This window comes from Hydrogenoanaerobacterium sp., from assembly GCF_032017025.1.
Classification (GTDB): domain Bacteria; phylum Bacillota; class Clostridia; order Oscillospirales; family Ruminococcaceae; genus Hydrogenoanaerobacterium.
The window spans coordinates 1-18,858 of record NZ_DALZQO010000013.1 but is presented as its reverse complement, the minus strand read 5'-3'; the positions used below and the strand labels follow the sequence as shown (position 1 = coordinate 18,858).

Here is an 18,858-nt window from a genome sequence, read left to right as displayed (position 1 = left end):
GTAATAAACTGATGAAACTAGAAGGCGTACGCACCCGTTTTGCCCCCAGCCCAACCGGTTATATGCATGTCGGCAACCTGCGCACCGCGCTTTATGCTTATTTGACAGCAAAAGCAGAGGGCGGTAAATTTTTGCTGCGTATTGAAGATACCGATCAGGAACGCTTTGTAGAAGGAGCAACTGATATTATTTATAACACCCTGCGCGAAACAGGGCTGATTTGGGACGAAGGCCCCGACATCGGCGGCCCTGTCGGCCCTTATGTTCAGAGCGAGCGCATGGGCATGTTCAAAGAATACGCCCTGCAGCTTGTGGAAAAAGGGGCAGCGTACTACTGCTTCTGCGATAAAGACAGGCTTGAAGAGGTTCGCGTTCTGCAAAAAGCGTCCGGTCAAGCACCGCATTACGACGGGCACTGCCGTGAGCTTACCAAAGAGGAGATTGCACAGAACCTCGCTGCCGGCATTCCCTATGTAATCCGCCAAAAAATGCCTAAAGATGGTACCACTACTTTTCATGATGAGATTTTTGGCGATATCAGCGTAGAAAACGAAACCCTCGATGATCAGATTTTGATTAAAACCGATGGTATGCCCACCTACAACTTTGCAAACGTGGTAGACGATCACCTTATGTACATTTCGCATGTCATCCGCGGCAACGAGTACCTTTCCAGCACACCAAAATACAATCTGCTGTACGAGGCATTCGGCTGGGAGGTGCCGAAATATATCCACTGCCCGCCGGTGATGAAGGACAGCACCCATAAGCTCAGCAAACGCAACGGAGATGCCTCCTACGAGGATTTAATTGAGCAGGGGTACCTGAAGGACGCGGTGCTCAACTACATTGCTTTGCTGGGCTGGAGCCCCAAGGGTGACCGTGAAATCTTTACTCTAGATGAGTTGATTCAGGAGTGGGACCCCGCAAGTATCTCCAAATCCCCCGCTATTTTTGATACTCAAAAGCTCAACTACATCAACGGTGAATACATCAAGGCAATGCCGCTTGACGAATTTCACGAGAGAGCGCTGCCCTGGATTCGCAAGACGGTAAAGGGCAACGTAGATACCAAGCTGATTGCACAGGTGCTGCAACCCCGTACGGAAGTTCTGCGCGATATTCCCGAGCAGCTTGATTTTATAGATGAACTGCCGGAATACAGCACCGAGCTGTATGTGCACAAGAAGATGAAAACCAACGAGGAAAACTCGCTGGAAAGCCTAAAAGCTGTTTTGCCTGTGCTGGAAGAGCTGGACGATTACAGTGTTGAGGGTGTGCATGCTGCCCTGTTTAAAGTAATTGAATCGCTCGGTGTAAAGAACGGCATTATTCTGTGGCCGGTTCGCGTTGCCGTTTCGGGCAAGCAGTTTACCCCCGGCGGCGGTGTTGAAATTTGCTCACTGCTCGGCAAAGAGGAAAGTATTCTAAGAATCAAAAAAGGCATTGAACTACTTAGCAAATAGATTAGAACAGCAAAAAACGGACGCAGATGCGTCCGTTTTTTAATTGCGGCAGAGCCGCTTATTTTTTTGTAATCACCAATTCTCCATAGCCGGTCTCCGGGTCGAATTCATCTGAGAAGGTTACGTCGTCAAGCTCAAGCAGCACAACCTCGCAGGTGGTATTGACAAGGCAGCCCTCCTCCATATGCCCGCCAAACGTGGTCGTATCGTTATTGCTGAGCGAAATATGCAGGTGGGTACGATTTTTCGACACCGTGCCCATCAGCGAAACGACCTCCAACTTTTCGGGAATTGCAACAAAACCTTCTGCCCATGCGGGGCGCACCCTGCCCACTGTTACACAACCGACTGCAGAAAGCACCGTCGCTGCCTCAATGTGGTTTTCTTTTGCATAGCCTACAAGCTCTTTGTAAATATCTTGCCCACGGTGCAGGCGAAAGGCATGTGTTTTCATAACATTGCTCCTTTATTTGTTGTGCTGCTCTTTAAGCATACCGATACGGTAAGCCGAAAGCAGCAGCTTTAAGCCCTGAATATTTTCTTTTATGACCTGCCCCTCGTCGGTTTCACTCACTTTAATACGGCTTTGCAGGGTTTCGTAAATTTCCGTGGTGGACAAAATATCCTTGTTGTTGCGGATGGCATTGCGCGCACCGTCAAAAGGCTCGTGTGAAATAATGCGGATGCCATAGGAGTTATACACCAATGTGTAGCCTGCAATGCCCGTGGTGGGCTGGTATGCCCTGCAAAAGCCACCGTCAATTACAATGAGCCTGCCATTTGCCTTAACGGGGGTCTCGCCGTCTTTACTGCGCACGGGTACATGCCCGTTGATGATATGGGAGTGGGGGCCATCCAACCCAAACTCATGCAGAATACGCTTGCAAGCTTCTTCGCTCGCACTGTGAACATAGTAAGGGTTTTTAGGCTCATCCCAAACTGATTTGTCCTCAATCAGCAGTCGTTCAAAGGTTGTGATTTTATCTCTGCCAAACAGCGGCGAGTTGCGCCCGCACCACAAAAACCATAAAAAATCTTTGCCGCGCAGCTTTTCAAGCGAATGAGGCTTGGCGGTGTAGCCCTGGCGCGCCAGCACCTCGGTGTAATCCATAAACGCCCTGCCCGAAAGCCGCTCGCCGTCGCATTCAAACTCCATAAAGCTGCCATCGGTGTTCATGGGAATGCAGCCATGGAACAGTAAGTTACCGTTGTAGCACTTATACAGCCCGCCCTTAGCGTAGAGAAAACGGACGTGTTTTTGCAGCTTCTCGCTGTGGCGGAATGCAAACTTCAGCTGCTCCATCAGCAGGGTTTCTTCGTTGGTCAACTCATACGGGTGCTCGCGGTCAACCGTCGGAAAATCGCAGTCACGCAGCGGATAATCCTTGCCGCCAAGGCGCACGGTACCATGCTCGTAGTCAATTTTATCGAGCAGCAGGCGGTCGTCCATTTGAAAGCTGGGGTTGCGCTGAATGATTTGCCCCTCCAGCTTAAACTGGATGATAGCAATTGCCTTGTGCATGCATGCCACCAGACGGATATCCTTAGGGTTGTAATACTGTGAGCCTTGCAGCTTCGGGCGGAAGCACGAGACGTCTTTGTTGCCGTACACCTCGGTAGCAAAAAGCGCCAGAGGGCGCAGGTTGATGCCGTAGCCCATCTCTACCACCTCAAGGTTGTTGTAGGTGATGGAATTGTTGAGCACACTCGCAATGCATGTGCGGCTGCCCGCCGCAGCACCCATCCAAAGAATATCGTGATTGCCCCATTGAATATCGACACAGTGGTGCTCCATCAGCGAATCCATCACGATGTCGGCGCGGGGACCACGGTCGAAAATATCACCGACGATGTGCAGACGATCGACAACCAAGCGCTTGATGGTATTGCAAAGCGCCAGAATAAATTCATCTGCCCGCTCAATATCAATGATCGTGTCGATAATGTTTTCGTAATATTTTTCTTTGTTGAGCTCGTCGTAGTTGGTGTGTAAAAGCTCATCAATGATGTAGTCAAAATCTTTAGGCAGAGCCTTTCGCACCTTGCTGCGTGTGTATTTTGACGATACCAGCCTGCAGATTTCAATTAGGCGGTTGAGCGTAATACGGTACCACTCCTCCATATCGGCTGTTTCCTCTTTGATCTCCTTGAGCTTTTCTTCGGTATAATAGATGAGTGTTGCAAGTACCGCACGCTCTTTGGTGGGCAGGCTCTTTTCGTAAAGCATATCCACCTTTTCGCGGATAACCCCCGATGCATTGTTGAGGATATGTAAAAAAGCCTCGTACTCGCCGTGCAGGTCGGACATAAAATGCTCGGTTCCCTTTGGCAGATTAAGAATCGCCTGCAGATTGATGATTTCGGTAGAGGCTGCTTGTACCGTTGGATACTGAATCCCCAATGCTTTTAAATATTTCAAATTGTCCAAAATTTCTTGTTTGCCGTACAGCATGTTATGTTCCCCTTTGCTTTCATGATCTTAAAAGTAGTATAGCATTGATTCAAACACTGCGCAACGAAAAAGGGGCGCCGAAGCGCCCCTTTGCTATTGTGTTATCCCAGCTGTCCATAAACCGGCGGATGGAAATCGGGCAGCTCACCTGCATTCGAAAAGTTCATAGCAAATGCCTTTGCGCGCATCAAAGCATACAGCTCTGCATCTGTAGCATAGATATATGGGTTAACAAACAGTGTTCCAATACCGCACAGCAGTGCACCCAACAAAACCCAGCCCAAGAACGATAGATTCAGTACAAAAATGTTCATCTTTTCATGGTCTGTCATCTGCTTGCTCAACTCGAAAATACGCGAGGTTTCTATTTCGTCGTTCTCTGCGAGAATGTACGGAATCATATAGTATTCGTAAGACTTAATAATGCCCGGAATGATCAGCAGCAGCCCCCACAAAAATGTTTTTACATTGACCAATGCCATTACACCGACATTCTTCCAATAGCGGCCACCGGTAAAGCCATAGAACAAGGTACCAAAATCGCTTTTAAAGGTTCTGCTTTCCATAAAATAACGGTACAAACCCACCATAAGCGGGTTGATTACCAAAAACGACAATGCAATACCAACTGCGCCAAGCCCTATTGCTACACTTGCCAACCCCATCAGCGCGGCATTCGAGAGCCGAATGGTACCGGTATTCTGCAGATTGTTGACCACATTAATAACACTGCTACCCCCGCTGCCCATACCGCTGATTACGCCATATACCAGGCATACAGCAAATGCCATCCAGTAATAACGCGACAATGCCGCTTTCGCGTTGGTTTTTAGTTCCGCTCTCTCCCACATAATTGCCCCTCCATGCTGTATTTATATTTGTAAAAATACCCAAAATATTATCCACTCTTTCCTACATTATAACGCTTGACCGGTAAAAAGTAAACCAATCTTTTCTTTCAAATTTGAACTAATAGTGTTATAATAAGGCTTATTCAGTGTGTACTTTAACATTTTATAAGAGGGAGGTCTTTTTTATGAATTATATTTTTTCTGATCGAATCATCAGTCTGCAACCCTCTGCCATTCGTGAGATTCTCAAAGCCACTTCAGACCCTTCTGTTATCTCGTTTGCGGCGGGCAACCCTGCCCCCGAGGCGTTCCCCATCGAAGATGTTCGCCGTATTACCGCCGAAATTTTAGAGAACTCGCCCATTGCGGCACTGCAATATTCCATTACGGAGGGCTACCCAGCCCTGCGCACTGCGCTCAGCGATATGCTGAAAAAGCGCTATGATATTGGCAACGAAAACGACGGGCTGTTGGTAGTATCGGGGGCGCAGCAGGGTATCGACCTCGCAACACGCTGCCTGCTCAACGAGGGCGACACCGTTATTTGCGAGGCGCCAAGCTTTATCGGTTCACTCAATTGCTTCCGCAGCTACCGCGCAAACCTTGTCGGTGTGGATATGGATGAGGATGGCATCAATCTTGAAAAATTGGAGGATGCTCTGAAAGCGAACCCCAAGGCACGCTTTATTTACCTTATTCCCAACTTTCAAAATCCGTCTGGCATTACAATGAGCTGGGAAAAACGTAAGGCTGTCTACGCACTGGCGAAACAGTACAGTGTACTGATTATCGAGGATAACCCCTATGGTGACCTGCGATTTTCGGGCGAGCACATTCCCGCCATCAAAACACTGGATACCGAAAACCTTGTTGTATATTGCGGCAGCTTTTCGAAGATTCTTTCCCCCGGTATGCGTGTGGGTTTTGTATGCGCACACAACGATGTCCTTGCTAAAATGACTGTTGCCAAGCAGTGCAACGATGTACACACCACCATTCTATCGCAGATGATCTGCCACAAATTCATCACTGAATGTGACCTTGATGCGCACATTGCAAAACTGCAGGCCATCTACCGCGGTAAGTGCAAACTGATGCTCGACCATATCGACACCGATTTTCACCCTGCCGTTGCCTACACAAAGCCTGAGGGGGGTCTTTTCATCTGGTGCACCCTGCCGCAGGGCAGCGATATGATGAACTTCTGCCGTATTGCGGCCCAAAACAAGGTTGCAGTGGTACCCGGCAGTGCGTTTACCACCGATGATGAGGTTGAAACTACATCATTCCGCCTTAATTTCTCTACCCCCACCGATGATAAAATCGCCCAAGGCTGCACAATTTTGGGCAAATTAACAAGAGAACTATTTTGAAGGCTATGAATCATTATGTCTTGCTGTTCTTACCAACTTAGATCGTTGCTATCTTGTTTGACATAGTTTTCATCTGCTTTCGCGTTAAAATATTGGGAGGAAAATTCCATGGAAGAAAACAAAATAACACAAATACCCGAACGCAAAAAAACAATTTTTTCGGGCATTCAGCCAACCGGTATTATGACACTGGGCAATTATTTGGGTGCCGTAAAAAACTGGGTGGAGCTGCAGGAGGCTTACAACTGTGCTTACTGCATTGTAAATATGCACGCCATTACCGTTGCGCAAGACCCCAAAGCACTAAAGCAGCACACCCTCGAGGCCTATGCGCTTATGCTTGCCTGCGGGGTTGACCCCGAAAAAAGCATTGCGTTTATTCAAAGCCATGTCACCACACATGCCGAGCTAAACTGGGTACTGGCTTGCAGTACACAGTTTGGCGAGCTAAGCCGCATGACCCAGTTTAAGGATAAAAGCAAACGCTACCCCGACAACATCAATGCAGGTTTGTTTACTTACCCTGTGCTGATGGTTGCCGATATTCTGCTGTATCAGACCGACCTGGTTCCTGTGGGCATTGACCAGAAGCAGCATCTTGAGCTCACCCGTGATGTCGCTATCCGCTTTAATAATACCTATGGCAACACCTTTACTATCCCCGAGCCGTATATTCCAAAACAGGGCGCCAAGATTATGTCGCTTGCCGACCCTACCAAAAAAATGTCAAAATCAGACGACAATGTGAACGGCTTTATTTCGATTTTAGATAAGCCCGAGACCATTGTGAAAAAGTTTAAGCGTGCGGTTACCGATTCGGACATGGAGGTTGCTTACCGTGACGGCAAGGATGGAATCAACAACCTGATGACCATTCTCTCCACCGTAACGGGTGACAGCTTAGAAACCATTGAGCACGACTATTCCGGCAAAGGCTACGGTGACTTTAAAACGGCAGTCGGTGAGGCTGTGGCAGAACACCTGCGCCCCGTGCGCGAAAACTACGACCGTTTGATGAGCGATAAGGCTTACTTGGAGAGCTGCTACAAACGCGGTGCCGAACAGGCGGATAGAATCAGCCGCCGTACTCTGGACAAAGTTTACAAAAAGGTTGGGTTCTTGCCCCGATAGGCCGCACAGCTTATTTCACGTCTGCTCTGTTTCTTGAAACTTAAATACCATAAACAAACGAAAAGGTGGTTTCTACAAATAGAAACCACCTTTTCGTTGTTAAGAATAAGAGATAAGAGTTTTTCAATTACAAAGCTGCTTTGTTGATTACCGATACACCGGTATCAACGTTTGCATCGCCTGTATTTTCGCCAGCCAAGGCTTTTGCGGCTGTTTTCATGCCTTCGTAGCCCATAACGTCGGGGTTCTGAGCCATTGTGCAAAGGAGGAAATCGCTCTTGATTAGGTTGAGAATTGTATCCGACTTATCGAAACCAACGCCGATTACTTTTCCGCCCGCTTCTTGAATTGCATTGCCGGTGCCTACGGTAGAACCTTCGTTAGCGCCGAAGACGCCTACGCAGCCTTGTGTGATGTAGTTCGCAGCAATGTCTTTGGATTTTGCAGCGTCGCCATCGCCGTACTGGGTTTCGAGAATTGTGAACTTGCTGCCCTCAAATGCAGCGCGGAAGCCTTCTTCACGAGCTACAGTGGAAGCGGTAGCAGCATTCACGTTTACAATACCGATTTTGCCTTCTTTTGTACCGGCTGCTTCAAGAGCGGCAATCATTTCTTTGCCTGCGGTGGTACCGGCAGCTTTGTTGTCAGTTGCCAAGGTCTGAATGGCAGGGAAATCTGCAGCGGAGTCTACGTAAATAATTTTAACGCCGGCAGCCTCAGCTTCTTTTAAAGAAGATGTAACCGCGTCAGGGCCATTGGCAGCCAGAAGAATTGCATTTGCCCCACCGGCTACTGCGTTGTTGATGCATTCAATTTGTTTTGCATCGTCTTTTACATCCGGAGCCAACCAGGTGTATTTGATGTTTCCAAGCTCAGCAGCAGCTTTTTTACAGCCTGCGTCTACATTCACCCAATGCTGGTCCATTTGATCCATGGTGATGAGGTAAACACTGTAATTTGCAGGTGCAGGTGCAGGAGCAGTAGAATCTGCCGGTGCAGCACTGCTTGCAGGTGCTTCAGAAGAAACAGCCGGAGCACTTCCGCAACCGGAAATGAGACCAACGACCATAACAAGGCACAGTATAAGCGCGGTTAATTTGCATTTCATTTTCAAATCCTCCTAAAATTTTATAATTAAAGCTTATGCTTTAACTGCTGCAGATGAATCTGTTTTTGCCCTTTTCTTTCTGTGTGTGCCTGTTCTTACTACAACATCCAGCAGAACGGAAATAACAACGATGATGCCGATTACGATATTGCGGATAGCAACCGGTGCGCCCGCAAACTGCAGGCCGTTCTGTAGTACACCCCAAATAGAAGCACCGATTACAGTTCCAAGCAGTATGCCCTGTCCGCCAAGGGTACTCACACCACCAATTACGGAGGCAGCAACCGCATACATTTCATAGCTGTTGCCCGCATCCATCGTACCCATTCCACTGGTGGCACAGGTGATAAGCCCGACGATACAAGCACAAATTGAGCTTACAACATATGCTTTTGTTGTGGTGGTAATGATGTTGACGCCCGATAACCTGGATGCCTCGATATTGCTGCCGATTGCGTAAATGTGGCGGCCGGTGCGGGTTTTGCTTAAGATAAAGTTGAATACAATCCATATTACAGCAGCAATCCAAATGGTATTGTAGATGCTTAAGGTTTTGCCGTAGTAGAAGAAATCTCTGAACATTTGTGCTGCATCGCCAATAGAATCGGTGTTATAATTGTTGTTTACAATTTGGGCAATGCCTCTGGCAATTGTCATTGTACCCAATGTGGCAATAAACGGAGGAAGCTTACATTTTGCAACCAACTGTCCATTCGTTACGCCAACCAGAATGCAACATACAAAGGTAATGGCAACTGCGGCCCAAGGGTTAATGCCCTTTGTCATCAGGGTTGCGGAGATCATACAGCTCATACCCACCACAGAGCCAATGGAAAGGTCGATGTTTCCGGTGATTAGCACATAGGATTGACCAATACCAATCATAAGGATTGGTGCAATTTGGCGCAGCAGGTTACCAACGTTTTTGCTTGAGAAAAAGGTTGGATTGATAATACCAAATACAATACAGAGAATAATGAGACCAAACGTTACGGTGATAACCTGCCCCATCCCCCTGATCGACAGTATCTTTTTTATAGGATTTTGATTCTTTCTTTTTTCCATTTTTACCTCTCCTATGGTTGTAAAATGTTGTTTCATTGGGCATTTGACGTTATGACTTTGCTATCGAACTTGGTGGCATATTCCAGAATAAGATTCTGCGTGGCATCTTCGATATTCAGTTCCCCCGTAATCCTGCCATCACACATCACGAGAATCCTATCGCTTATCCCCATAATCTCGGGCATTTCTGACGAAATAAAGAATACGCCAATCCCCTGCATTTTTAAATCATTCATTAGGTTGTAAATTTCAACCTTTGCAGCCACGTCAATACCCCTTGTAGGCTCATCGAAAATTACCACATGAGAGTTTCGCGCCAGCCATTTCCCCACCACGACCTTTTGCTGATTACCGCCGGAAAGACTGATGGCATCAACCTCTGCGTTGGGCAGCTTAATGGTAAGCTTGCTGATGGTATCCTCCACCATCTCATCCTCTTTACCTTTGTTTACAACGCCAAGTGCGTTACAAAGAATGTCCAGATTCGGCAAAGCAATGTTATCCCGAACACTCAGCTTTGTACATAAGCCGTCTTTCTTTCTGTCTTCAGGTGCAAGTACAATGCCGGCTTTAATCGCATCCATAGGTTTATTGATTGTGAGTGGCTCGCCGTTCAAGATAATTTCTCCGCTTTCCTTGGGGTCTACCCCAAATATTGCCCGGGTAGTCTCGGTACGGCCTGCACCCAGCAGCCCCGCAATACCGACGATTTCACCTTCGTAAATATCGAAGCTGATGTCCCTTACCAATCTGCCTACGTTTAAATTTTTAATCTCCAATATTTTTTTGCCGCGCTCACATACCACCTTGGGAAACTTCTCTTTAATCTCGCGTCCCACCATATTTTCGATAATCTCTTGCATGGTGGTCTCGGCAAAGTTCATTGTGGTAATGTGCCTGCCGTCGCGCATAATAGTTACGCGGTCAACTATGTACTGTAGTTCCTCCAGTCGATGCGAGATGTATACAATACCACAGCCTTCATCCCTTAATTTTCGGATAATGCCAAACAAATCGTCGATCTCTTTGGAGGTTAGTGCGGAGGTGGGCTCATCCATAATCAATATTTTGGCATTGGTTGAGAGTGCCTTTGCAATTTCCACCATCTGCTGTTTTGAAACGGTAAGGTCGCCCACAATGGTCTCCGGGTCCAGATCAATATTTAATCGATCTAGAATTGCCTTTGCCTGTTTGTTCATTTCCTTGTTCGACAAAAGGCCGGAGTGGCTTTTTTCGCGCCCCAGAAATATGTTTTCTGCTATTGAGAGGTGTGCACACATATTCAGCTCTTGGTGAATGATTGCCACACCCAGTTCCTGCGCTTTTTTGGGTGTTAGCACGCCTATTTTTTCACCGAAGATCGTGATGTCACCGCTATCTCTCGTATAAATACCGCTCAAAACTTTCATAAGAGTTGATTTACCGGCACCATTTTCGCCCAACAATGCTAAAACTTCCCCCGATTTTAAATGGAACGATACGTCATCCAATGCTTTTACTCCGGGAAAAGATTTATAGACATGTTCAATTTCAACTATATATTCCAGCATAAACCCACCCATCTTCTATTACTTTATAACTGTAGTATAGCATCCAAAATTAGGTATTGTAAGGGGCTATACTTTGGGAGTATGGGGGTTTTCTTTTGGAGTTTTTATATTAAATATATATATTATATAACCAATTTAGTTTTTATTTGTAATATTTGACCATATAGGTTTTTAAACATGAGCTCAGTATAAGCGGAAAAGACGAGCGTAGCCATTGTAGCCACGCTCGTCTTTTGATTTAGTTTGTGTTAAAAAAATCCAGTTCTTCCCGGTGATATTCCTTGCGGAGCTGCCCCTGTTCAATCACCATCAAGCGGTCTGCTACAACCAGTGAATCGGAAAGGCTGACCGCCAAAATAATAACGGTAATACCTTTTCTGCGCAATTGACTGATCAGGCCAATCAGATGGTGCCTGAGGTACATATCCGCACCTGAAAACGGCTGCACACAAAGAACCACCTTTGGATTATAAAGATGGATTTTGTAATAAGCCAGGTTATACAACGACAATGGTGTTAAACTCGTAATATCGGCAGCATAAATATCTTCGCCAATCAGCGGCTCGTATTCACGCAGAATACTTTTTTTCATATTTTTACTGAACCATAAGTTTGGTTTTTTTCTGTCCATCAAAAAGCACAGGTTGTCGATATAGCTCATTTCTTTAAACAGCATACTTTGCGTCGGGTTTTCTTGTATAAAACCGACACTGCGTTTTAATCGAGCAGCTTTTTCGCTGTAGTGTAAACCATTCAGCAAAATATCCCCCGATGAGGGCTGCTGTTCATCGTTCATCAACTGCAGTATATCGGTTAAAACCGTATTGTCGATATCTAAAAAGACAACGCATTCACCTTTTTCAATTGTAAAGCTCATATTCTTGATGTTTTGTGTAGAAATATTTTGGAATCTGAGAATTCCATCCTTGCCGGTTTCACGGATTGGGGGAGAAGCTATCCTGCTGAAATCAAGGGTGTATGGGGTGATCATTTCATCACGGAAATCGTTTCGGTTCAAAACCTTAAATACCTTTCCGTTTTCCATAAGGGAAACCCGCTCGCAGATTTTAAATGCTTCTTCATGGTGGTTGCAAATATACAAAAACGAAATTCCCCGTTTTAAATAGTGGCGCAGCAGGTCGTGAAATTTTTTCAGATCGGTGGTGCTGATAAAATTGCTGATATCGCGTATTACAACCAATTTCACCCCTGTTACAACTGCCTTTAAAAGCTCTACCACATACCTTTGAAAAAAAGACAGATTCGCAACCGGTTGATTCACATCAATGGAAATGTCCAACTCCTCGGTGAACTGGCGCAGCTGTGCATCCAACATTTTGGGGCTGATAAGGTATTTTTTAAAACCGTCGCGCAATACGAAAATATTATCGGCTACGGTTAAAGATTCTACTAAACGGCTTTGCTTTTCTATCACAGATACCCGGTTTTTGCTCATAGAGCTGTGCTCGTAGTTATTTACCAAAGTTTCTTGAAAATAGACATGCCCGTAATGAATAGGAACATTTTGGCACAGCAGACGAATCAGCGCCTCTTGTCCGTGCACATTGATGCTGAGCAGTCCCATAATTTCGCCCTTAAAAATATGTAGATTAAAATTATCTAAAAGAGTTACACCGTCAACAATTTGTGTAACTCTTTCTAAGCGAATAATCTCCTCTTTCATCTATTTTCCCTCTATGTTCTTTGTGATAAGCGGCAGCGTAACCTCCACATCGGTACCCACGTTTAACGTACTGTAAATTGTAATACCGTACTGCTCACCAAACAAAAGCTTAATCCTGTTGTTGACGTTTACAATAGCGATACCGCCTTTTTTTTCGTTGTCTGTTTGCACATAATCGAAAGACGATACATTCAGCTTCTCGTTGAGCTCCCTCAGCCGCGTTTCCTCTATCCCCAAACCATCATCCGAAATGGTAATAATGAGCCGCTTCGGGGTGGCTTCAATCTTAATTCGAATGTTCCCTTTTTCTATTTTTCGCTCGATACCGTGGAAAATCGAATTCTCCACAATCGGCTGCAGAATAAGCTTGGGCAAACGATATTTTAATACCTCTGTTTGATCTTCACCATCGTAATCAATCGTCAAATTTAGGCGTTCCCCAAAGCGGTACTGCTGAATGATATAATAATTCTCAATGTTCGCCAACTCATCCTCCAACAAAACCAAGTGCTCTACATTCGAAATGGTATAGCGAAAAAAGGTAGCCAGCGCCTCCGTCATTTTAGCTACGTTATCCAGCCCTGCCGTAATGGCTTCACCGCGAATTCCCTCAAGCGTATTGTATAAAAAATGTGGGTTAATTTGATTTTGCAGCGCAAGATATTGGGCTTGCTTTTTGGTAACGTTGATGAGCTCATTGGTGTTGAGAAATGCCTTCAGTTTTTCAATAGCGCCCTCTACCTCCGGGCTAATGGGCAGGCGCAAATCATAGATTGCTTGAATGGTATAGCCGCTTGCAAATAGCTGCAGCACTTTTGCGGTTTCTTTGTATGGGCGATAGAGCCATTTATAGGTAAGATAAATAATTGCGATAAATACTATTAATAATCCGCCAATCAAAAATAAACCACAGCTGCTTTGGCGAACCGACAAAACGGCTAGAGTAACCAGCAAAAGGCCTGCAAAAATGCTTAGCACTAATAGTATAAAAAATGCTCGATAGACCAGATAACGGTGTATTTTATTTTTCATGGATACATCCTCGTTTTAAGAATAAAGCTTTCGAAATTCGTTGGGTTTGATGCCGGTAAATTTTTTAAAGCTTTTGGTAAAATGCTTTAGATCGTTGTACCCCACCTGCTCACAGATTGCAGCAATGCTTAAGCTGGTTTCTCTGAGTAATTCTTTTGCCTTATTCATGCGCACCTCAGAAAGGTATTCTAAAAAGTTTTTACCGCTTTCCTTTTTAAACAGGGAACTGAAATAGGAGGAATTAAACCCAACGATATTTCCCACCTCTTCCAAGCTGATTGGTTGCATGTAATTTTTTTGAATATACTGCTTTGCGGTACGTATTGGTTTTGTGTCTGCCTGTTTACGGTCCTCTATAATATAGCTTACAGATTCCCCGATGACCTTTGAGAGATAAGCGAACAACTGTGCCGCAGAGCTGCAGAGGTCTGCATGTGCATAAAAGTTATCGAGAAACTCATCCGCATTTCCAATGTTAAACTGGTATTTTTTCAGGGACAAGAGATAAAGACGGCAAGCTTTTATCACTACATCAAAAATCGTCTGACCCGAAACATTTTCTTTTTGCAGTACAAACACTTTTAATAACCCGATCTCCTGAATCATAATATCGGCATTTAGAACCTCCAGAGCAGGTTCCATGTTTTTGCTGAAATTTATCAGCAAGGCATCTTCGTCAAGGGCAATGTCCTGCGGGGGTAAATCTTCAATTAATTTTCCGGTTCCTTCCAGAATACGCTGTGCAGCAGCACGCTCTGCTGCTTTCAGCGAAACCGGTAATTGGTTGATGCTCGATATCGCTGCGCCTAAACCGATTGTAAATTCTATCTTATCAAAAATATTTTTCTGCAATAATAGTTCATCAAGGCAGACCTTCAGCTGCCTTCTTACCGTTTTCTTATTGCTTTCGCTGTAGTTGAGCATGCAATACGCCCAGCTGTCTCGAAAAAAGATTTCCAGGTCAAAGCAGATTGATTTCAGCTGACCGCGCAAAATTTGAATCACCTTGTCCTCTAAAATCTTAATGCTGTTTTCAAAAACGCCTTCGTATTCACAATCCACTTTGATAACGCAAACCTGAAAACAGCCAGGTTGAAAATCATAGTGGTAGTCCTTATTGATTTGCTCAATTTGAATGGGCTCGAAATAAACTGATTTGTGGAACAAGATATCGGTAAACAAACCGGAGCGCAGCTTTTCGATATCGCTCTGCAGGCGTATTTTCAGGCGCTCCTCGTTGGAGAGTTGCTCGGTTTTCTGCTTATACTTTTCGCGCACCTTATTCAGCGTATCCATAAGTTCGTTCTTTTTGATGGGCTTTAATATGTAATCGCTAACCCCATATTTAAGGGCGACCTGAGCATATTCGAAATGACGATAACCGCTGACAATAATAAAATAAATATCCTTTTTTATTTTGATCGCCCGGCTGATCATTTCCAAGCCGTCATATCCGGGCATACGAATATCGGTAATCACCAAATCGGGTTGAAGCGTTTGTATCAATTCTAACGTCTCGATTCCATTGTGCGCCACCCCCACAATCTCCATATCCAGCGACGCCCAGTCTATCAAACCACAGATTAACTGGCAAACCTTCAGCTCATCATCTGCTACAACAACTTTAATCATACACTGCTCCTTTATTTGCATACCGCTTAAATTCTGGTAGTGTTGTTTAAATTTATTCCACTTGATAGAACCATATTATAATGTTCGTAAATGATTGTCAAATATTAGTTACCATTATTTTAAGCCTTGTGCTTGGTCTTGGGCTTGCTATTTTGGGGTATGGCGTAGGTTTACAAATATTGAGCAGATTTTAGTTTTGATGCAACCTGTTATGATTTGACAGGTGCAACACGAAATGATACTATTTTGAAAGATAGGATGAGAAAAATCGGATATAGGGAGGGATTATGCGGTGGAGCTGACGATAAGAGAGCAGCTACTGGCCCTTGCGCAGGAGGATTATCGAAAATTTTCTTCCGGGCTGCTGCCGAATAGTAACAATATTTTAGGCGTACGCCTACCCTTGCTGCGCAACATGGCAAAAAAGATAACCATGGGCGACTGGCGCGCTTACTTAAAAACGGCACATTGCGACTATTTTGAAGAGATTATGCTACAAGGCATGGTAACTGGCAACGCCAAAGCAGATACCGAAGAGCTGCTTGCTTACGCGGCAGATTTTATCCCCAAAATTGACAACTGGTCGGTGTGTGATAGTTTTTGCAACGGTTTAAAATTTACTAAAAAAGATCCGGAGCGTGTCTGGGATTTTTTGCAGCCTTATTTGATTTCGCAGCAGGAGTTTGAACTTCGGTTCGGAGTTGTGATGCTGCTGTTTTATTATATTGATGAACCCCACATTGACGAAGTGCTGAGGCTGCTTGATCAAATACGGCATGAAGGATATTACGTAAAAATGGCCGTTGCTTGGGCCGTTTCCATTTGCTTTGTAAAACTTCCGAAGCAGACTATGGCTTATTTAAAAGAGAACTCTTTGGATCAGTTTACGTACAACAAGGCATTGCAAAAGATTACAGAATCCTACCGTGTGGACAAAGAAACAAAAGCGATTATCCGCAGTATGAAACGCAAATAAAACAAAAGAATAAAGAAGCCCCCAAACACAAAATCAATTCTGCGTTTGGGGGCTTCTTGCTATGTTTGTATCTGGTCTCAGCATTCCAGCCTTAGTTAGATATCCTGCTCTTTTAAGTGAAGTGCTATTTCGAGTTGCTATAGAAATTATGGCAAAAAACAGATAGCAGTTTACCTACCGCCTTCACTCCGTCAACTTCCAAGCACATTTCTACATAATTTGCCTCAATACCATGTAAGCGCTGGTCCACAACAATGCGGCCGGTGGAATAATCTCCGCTGCACTCTACCCGTGCTTTCATTTTTTGAGTAACAACAAGATCGGGATACGCAGCTACCAGCACCGCCAGAGGGTCATGCACGGGGCAATCTCCCACCGCACCGTCTTGTATGCGGTTGAAGTTGCGGTAAAAAATCATTGCGGTATCCAAATATTCGGCGATTCCGCGGCAGTCTTCGCGGCAAAACTGCTGAAGATGTGCGATGTGCTGCGCGTTGAGGCGCGTGCGCATCGTAACATCCAACCCAACCAATGTGATAGGAATTTCGGAAAGGAACACCTCATCGGCGGCTTCCGGGTCTCCGTGCACATTCGCTTCGGCATTGGGGCCTACATTGCCGGGTGCATAAACAGTTCCGCCCATCATCACCAGTTTTTTCACATGCCTTACCAGGTCGGGATATTTTCTTAACGTCAGCGCTATGTTGGTGAGACGTCCTAATGTAATCAGCACCAGTTCTCCGCTGTTTTCTTTGGCGATGCGGTAGATGAAATCCTCTGCCTCTTCATTCAAGAGCGTTTGCTTGCTGGGTGCAAGCTCGGCATTGCCAATTCCGTTATCTCCATGAATGTGGTAAACGGGCCCGTCCCATTTTCGCATAAGCGGCTGTTGAGCACCAACCACTACAGGAACATCATATTCAGGCTGTGCCAGAGCAATCAGGCGCAGAGTATTTTCCGCTGCTTGGGTAGCAGTGGTATTTCCACACCCTGTGCTTATGCCCATAACACGCATATCGGGATTTTTCAGCGCATGCAAAATGGCAAGGGAATCGTCAATCCCGGTATCTGCATCGATTAAAATTTTTATCAAATCATTTCCCCCTTAATGGCGATAAACCATAAAATTAAAATAGGAAGGCTCAAAATAAGATTTTACATAAACTGCTTTTTCTCCGGTAGGAAGCATCATCTCTTCGCTAAAGTAAAGCAAAGGGGTTCCTTCCGGCAAGTTCATTCGCTTCGCGACTGATTCGCGGGCAGTGGTCAGATTAAACATGCTTTTGCTGGATGCAATTTTTTCTTTTACATAGTTTTGTATAAATGCAAGCAGCGCTTCGTTGTCGGATAAATCCAGGTGATAGGGCGTGATGCTTTCAAATGGTATAAAGTAAATCGCCATTGCCGCTACGTTTTCTTTTACTTTATAGCTGATATGAAAATTCATCGTTAAAGTGGAGCTGTTCAAATCCAGAAATTCCTGCATTTTGGCGCTGCTGGGCGTATACTGCACCTCTAACGAGATTTCATCGTATTCCACTGTGTTAAAGCAATGTGCCAGTGAGCCGATCTGTTCGACCCCTTTCTCTGTATCCTGCCTGCGTACAGTGACATAATTTCCTTTGCCCTGGTGGTTGTAAATCATGCCGTCTTCACGCAGCAACAGCAGGGCTTGGCGCAGCGTACCACGGCTTATGCCCAATTGGACGCACAGCTCATTTTCACCGGGCAGTTTATCGCCCGGTTTAATATCACCTTGTTTAATCATTGCTTCTATTCTACTGTATGCATCTACATAGCGCAGCTGGCGGTTTCCCTTTATTGTCGGATTTTTTTTCGTCAAGCCCCAAACAGCTCCATTCTCTATGAATTTACAAATTCAACATAATACTAGCACATTTTATAAAAATTGTCATGAATAAATGCCAAGGGCCTTAACGGTTACTTTCGCGCTAGAATATCATTGCGAATTGCCTCCACGGCAACTTGTATAGGCCGGTCAATAAAATCTTTTGGAAACCCGCCTGCAGAAATATCACTGGATACTTTGCCAACGTAATCTGTCGCGGAGACCAGAACACTTGCGGCGCGAACGCCCAGTGAATTTGCCACCAAAAACAGCGGCGCTTCTTCCATAGAGGTCGCAATTGCACCACCTTTTACATAAGAGTCCCAGCGATGAATTAGTTCATAGGCGATTGGTTTGCTTTCCGGCTCGGTTTGTGTAAAGAAGGAGTCTTTTGTAATGGTGATGCCCACCGCAGTAGAATAGCCCAATTTTTTTGACGCAATTTCTAACTTTTTAAGCAGTCCATAATCCGGTACAGCAGGAAACTCCATGGGCAAATAATGGCACCCGGTACCCTCCATGCGAACAGAACCATTCACTACGATTATATCACCCTTACCTACTTTCTCGGATGTGGATGCACCTGTACCTACGCGTATAAAGGTATCGACACCGCATTTGACCAGCTCCTCGATGCAAATAGCGGTTGACGGGCCACCCATTCCGGTGGAGGTTACGATAATACGTTC

16 protein-coding genes are annotated in these 18,858 nt (G+C 45.2%); 4 read left to right on the top strand and 12 right to left on the bottom strand.

Annotated elements, in window-relative coordinates; genetic code table 11:
- Nucleotides 1–11 precede the first annotated feature (11 nt).
- Entirely contained in the window at nt 12–1,466 is a 1,455-nt protein-coding gene (gltX, locus tag RTV33_RS09175; protein ID WP_312643633.1) for a glutamate--tRNA ligase, read from the top strand.
- Nucleotides 1,467–1,524: 58 nt separating this feature from the next.
- Here the strand turns inward: gltX and RTV33_RS09170 are convergent, their stop codons facing one another.
- The 3 genes from RTV33_RS09170 to RTV33_RS09160 form a co-directional block, all read right to left on the bottom strand.
- Nucleotides 1,525–1,920 carry a DNA-binding protein gene (locus RTV33_RS09170; RefSeq protein ID WP_312643631.1) on the bottom strand — a complete coding sequence of 132 codons (396 nt, stop codon included), beginning with the start codon at nt 1,918–1,920 and terminating at the stop codon, nt 1,525–1,527.
- A gap of 12 nt (nt 1,921–1,932) precedes the next feature.
- A complete protein-coding gene (locus RTV33_RS09165) occupies nt 1,933–3,918 on the bottom strand; it encodes a fructose-1,6-bisphosphatase (RefSeq protein ID WP_312643630.1) in 1,986 nt (661 codons plus the stop codon).
- A 101-nt stretch (nt 3,919–4,019) separates the two neighbouring features.
- Complete coding sequence (locus tag RTV33_RS09160) at nt 4,020–4,769, bottom strand: DUF975 family protein (protein WP_312643628.1); 750 nt, start codon at nt 4,767–4,769, stop codon at nt 4,020–4,022.
- A gap of 185 nt (nt 4,770–4,954) precedes the next feature.
- Here RTV33_RS09160 and RTV33_RS09155 point away from each other — a divergent pair, with 185 nt between their 5' ends.
- Together RTV33_RS09155 and trpS are read left to right on the top strand one after the other, a co-directional pair.
- Nucleotides 4,955–6,142, top strand: a complete 1,188-nt coding sequence (locus tag RTV33_RS09155) for a PLP-dependent aminotransferase family protein (RefSeq protein ID WP_312643627.1) — start codon at nt 4,955–4,957, stop codon at nt 6,140–6,142.
- Nucleotides 6,143–6,250: 108 nt separating this feature from the next.
- On the top strand, nt 6,251–7,273 hold the full coding sequence (gene trpS, locus RTV33_RS09150; protein ID WP_312643625.1) for a tryptophan--tRNA ligase: 1,023 nt from the start codon (nt 6,251–6,253) through the stop codon (nt 7,271–7,273).
- A 127-nt stretch (nt 7,274–7,400) separates the two neighbouring features.
- On the opposite strand, the gene RTV33_RS09145 is transcribed toward trpS, so the two are convergent.
- From RTV33_RS09145 to RTV33_RS09120, 6 genes are all read right to left on the bottom strand, one after another.
- Nucleotides 7,401–8,381 (bottom strand): ABC transporter substrate-binding protein, encoded by a 981-nt coding sequence (locus RTV33_RS09145; protein ID WP_312643623.1) that lies wholly within the window; start codon nt 8,379–8,381, stop codon nt 7,401–7,403.
- Between the two features lie 33 nt (nt 8,382–8,414).
- Nucleotides 8,415–9,446 carry an ABC transporter permease gene (locus RTV33_RS09140; protein WP_312643622.1) on the bottom strand — a complete coding sequence of 344 codons (1,032 nt, stop codon included), beginning with the start codon at nt 9,444–9,446 and terminating at the stop codon, nt 8,415–8,417.
- 32 nt (nt 9,447–9,478) lie between these two features.
- Nucleotides 9,479–10,996, bottom strand: coding sequence for a sugar ABC transporter ATP-binding protein (locus RTV33_RS09135; protein ID WP_312643620.1), 1,518 nt, complete (start codon nt 10,994–10,996; stop codon nt 9,479–9,481).
- Between the two features lie 238 nt (nt 10,997–11,234).
- Nucleotides 11,235–12,680, bottom strand: a complete 1,446-nt coding sequence (locus tag RTV33_RS09130) for an ATP-binding cassette domain-containing protein (protein WP_312643618.1) — start codon at nt 12,678–12,680, stop codon at nt 11,235–11,237.
- Nucleotides 12,681–13,712, bottom strand: coding sequence for a histidine kinase (locus RTV33_RS09125; protein ID WP_312643616.1), 1,032 nt, complete (start codon nt 13,710–13,712; stop codon nt 12,681–12,683).
- 15 nt (nt 13,713–13,727) lie between these two features.
- Entirely contained in the window at nt 13,728–15,344 is a 1,617-nt protein-coding gene (locus RTV33_RS09120) for a helix-turn-helix domain-containing protein (protein WP_312643615.1), read from the bottom strand.
- Between the two features lie 292 nt (nt 15,345–15,636).
- Here RTV33_RS09120 and RTV33_RS09115 point away from each other — a divergent pair, with 292 nt between their 5' ends.
- Nucleotides 15,637–16,320 carry a DNA alkylation repair protein gene (locus tag RTV33_RS09115; RefSeq protein WP_312643613.1) on the top strand — a complete coding sequence of 228 codons (684 nt, stop codon included), beginning with the start codon at nt 15,637–15,639 and terminating at the stop codon, nt 16,318–16,320.
- Between the two features lie 124 nt (nt 16,321–16,444).
- Here RTV33_RS09115 and RTV33_RS09110 read toward each other — a convergent pair whose 3' ends face one another.
- From RTV33_RS09110 to RTV33_RS09100, 3 genes are all read right to left on the bottom strand, one after another.
- Nucleotides 16,445–17,413: a nucleoside hydrolase gene (locus tag RTV33_RS09110; RefSeq protein WP_312643611.1), complete on the bottom strand. Its 969-nt coding sequence runs from the start codon at nt 17,411–17,413 to the stop codon at nt 16,445–16,447.
- Nucleotides 17,414–17,425: 12 nt separating this feature from the next.
- On the bottom strand, nt 17,426–18,163 hold the full coding sequence (locus RTV33_RS09105) for a GntR family transcriptional regulator (protein ID WP_312643610.1): 738 nt from the start codon (nt 18,161–18,163) through the stop codon (nt 17,426–17,428).
- Nucleotides 18,164–18,261: 98 nt separating this feature from the next.
- A partial coding sequence (locus RTV33_RS09100; protein ID WP_312643609.1) for a uridine phosphorylase occupies nt 18,262–18,858 on the bottom strand: 597 nt, incomplete at its 5' end.

Coding starts and splice junctions, on each gene's coding strand:
- gltX (WP_312643633.1), top strand. CDS start 12: ATGAAACTAGAAGGCGTACGCACCCGTTTTGCCCCCAGCCCAACCGGT.
- RTV33_RS09170 (WP_312643631.1), bottom strand. CDS start 1,920: ATGAAAACACATGCCTTTCGCCTGCACCGTGGGCAAGATATTTACAAA.
- RTV33_RS09165 (WP_312643630.1), bottom strand. CDS start 3,918: ATGCTGTACGGCAAACAAGAAATTTTGGACAATTTGAAATATTTAAAA.
- RTV33_RS09160 (WP_312643628.1), bottom strand. CDS start 4,769: ATGTGGGAGAGAGCGGAACTAAAAACCAACGCGAAAGCGGCATTGTCG.
- RTV33_RS09155 (WP_312643627.1), top strand. CDS start 4,955: ATGAATTATATTTTTTCTGATCGAATCATCAGTCTGCAACCCTCTGCC.
- trpS (WP_312643625.1), top strand. CDS start 6,251: ATGGAAGAAAACAAAATAACACAAATACCCGAACGCAAAAAAACAATT.
- RTV33_RS09145 (WP_312643623.1), bottom strand. CDS start 8,381: ATGAAATGCAAATTAACCGCGCTTATACTGTGCCTTGTTATGGTCGTT.
- RTV33_RS09140 (WP_312643622.1), bottom strand. CDS start 9,446: ATGGAAAAAAGAAAGAATCAAAATCCTATAAAAAAGATACTGTCGATC.
- RTV33_RS09135 (WP_312643620.1), bottom strand. CDS start 10,996: ATGCTGGAATATATAGTTGAAATTGAACATGTCTATAAATCTTTTCCC.
- RTV33_RS09130 (WP_312643618.1), bottom strand. CDS start 12,680: ATGAAAGAGGAGATTATTCGCTTAGAAAGAGTTACACAAATTGTTGAC.
- RTV33_RS09125 (WP_312643616.1), bottom strand. CDS start 13,712: ATGAAAAATAAAATACACCGTTATCTGGTCTATCGAGCATTTTTTATA.
- RTV33_RS09120 (WP_312643615.1), bottom strand. CDS start 15,344: ATGATTAAAGTTGTTGTAGCAGATGATGAGCTGAAGGTTTGCCAGTTA.